Origin of the sequence: Lysobacter zhanggongensis, assembly GCF_046638635.1 — a bacterium.
Classification (GTDB): domain Bacteria; phylum Pseudomonadota; class Gammaproteobacteria; order Xanthomonadales; family Xanthomonadaceae; genus Novilysobacter; species Novilysobacter luteus.
The window spans coordinates 1-1,644 of record NZ_JBJXHK010000161.1; the positions used below are offsets into that span (position 1 = coordinate 1).

The 1,644-nt window shown below is 71.7% G+C and carries 1 protein-coding gene and 1 pseudogene; one reads left to right on the forward strand and one right to left on the reverse strand.

Going from position 1 to position 1,644, the window contains the following annotated elements; translation table 11 throughout:
* Positions 1 to 98: 98 nt before the first annotated feature.
* Entirely contained in the window at positions 99 to 1,076 is a 978-nt protein-coding gene (locus ACKVMH_RS13430; protein WP_215218920.1) for a helix-turn-helix transcriptional regulator, read from the reverse strand.
* A 138-nt stretch (positions 1,077 to 1,214) separates the two neighbouring features.
* Between ACKVMH_RS13430 and ACKVMH_RS13435 the strand changes: the two are divergent.
* Positions 1,215 to 1,644 (forward strand): annotated as a pseudogene (locus tag ACKVMH_RS13435) (hypothetical protein); the annotation flags it as partial.

Genomic DNA, 1,644 nt, shown 5'->3' on the forward strand with positions numbered 1-1,644 from the left:
CGCCGCCGGCGCCGAGCACGAGCGCGACCGGCTCGCCGCGCTGGATCCGGGGGGCGTCGGCCGGCGCCATCAACGGCGCCTTCCCGTGCAAGCCGCGGTCACTTCGGGTCGCGCTCGTAGTTGGCGATCGCCAGCGACAGCAGCGTGCGGGCCTGCTCGCGCAGCGACGGCGGTTCGACGATCTCCGCGTCGCTGCCGTAATGCAGCACGTCCATCAGCAACTCGCGGCCCGAGCTGTAGGGCACCTTCAGTTCGTAGCGGCCGTCGGGCAGGAACCGGCCCTGCTGCTGCGAGTGCCAGTGCTCGTCAGCGACCCAGCGCGCGGCCTTGGCGCTGAACACGATCGTCGCCCAGCCCTTTGGCGTGCCCGAGAAGATCCCGTAGCTGGACGCCAGGTGCTGGTTGAGTTCCTCGTCGGGCAGGTCGCGGGCGGCCTCTTCGAGCTGGCGCGCGTTGCCGATCCGGTCGACCGCGAAGCTGCGCAGCGCCTCGCGTTCGTGGTCCCACGCATCCAGGTACCAGTTGTCGCGGTAATGGGTCAGGCGTTGCGGCGACACCGTGCGGCGGGTGAGCTGGTCGGTGGAGCGCGCGCGGTACTCGAACGCCAGTTGCCGGCGGTCTAGCACGGCCGTGGCGACGTGGCGGAAGGCGGTTTCGTCGAGCTTGCGGGTGCGGTGCGGGACCACCCGCACGCGCTCGACCGGCACCCGGCGGCCGCCGGCATGGTCGTCCAGCAGCTTCTCGATGCGCTGCTGCAGCGGGGCCAGCGCGTTCGACAGCACGCCGCCACCGCTGCGCATCATCAGCTGCTGGGCCGCCAGCAGTGAGTGCAGCTCGTCGGAGCTGAGCCACAGGCCGGGCAGTTCGAATCGGCTCGGGTCGTCGGGGTCGTAGCGGAAGCCGGCCTCGCCATTGCCGATCACCGGCGCCATCAGCTGGTCGCGCAGATAGGCCAGGTCGCGGTAGACCGTCGCGCGCGAGCATTCCAGCTCCTCCTGCAGGCGCGGCACCGTCACCGGGTAGCGCGCCGCGGTGAGGATGCGGTGCAGGGCGTGGATGCGTTCGATGCGTTCCATGGCGATGTTCCGGGGGGCGTCGAAGAAGCGACGATCGAGCAAGGATCGCACCGGCCGGTGCGACATCGCCAGCGCACGGCCCGGATAACCGCTGTTTAACCCCCGCCGGCAGATACTCCGCGGCCGCAAGGAGGCCGGATGCACGACAGGGAACGCAATGAAGGGCCGGAGCGGCGCGTGGCCGCCATGGTGGCGGTCGCGGTGAATGCCGGGCTGCTGGCGTTGCTGCCATGGCTGCTGCGCACGCCCGCAATCGATGCACCATCCCACGCCAGCCCGACGGTGGAAGTGCGGTGGATCCCTCCGCCGGTGCCCGCGGTGCGGCCGCCGGCGACGGACATGGCGCTGACGGTGGCGAGTTCGGTGGAGACGCGGCGACCTCCGCGGACAGCGGTACCGGACATCGACGTCGTCACTGGCGTGGAAGACGACGCCGATGCCACCCTCGCCACCGCACCCGAATCGATCGGGATGAACACCGCGCCGTGGCTGCAGCCGCAGCGCCCCGCGCCGGGCGCGCCCGACCCGCTCGCCAACCGGCGGGTCGACCTGCCCGGCTCGCCCGGCG

Excerpts from the sequence above, each read along its gene's own strand:
- ACKVMH_RS13430 (WP_215218920.1), bottom strand. The coding sequence starts at position 1,076 with ATGGAACGCATCGAACGCATCCACGCCCTGCACCGCATCCTCACCGCG.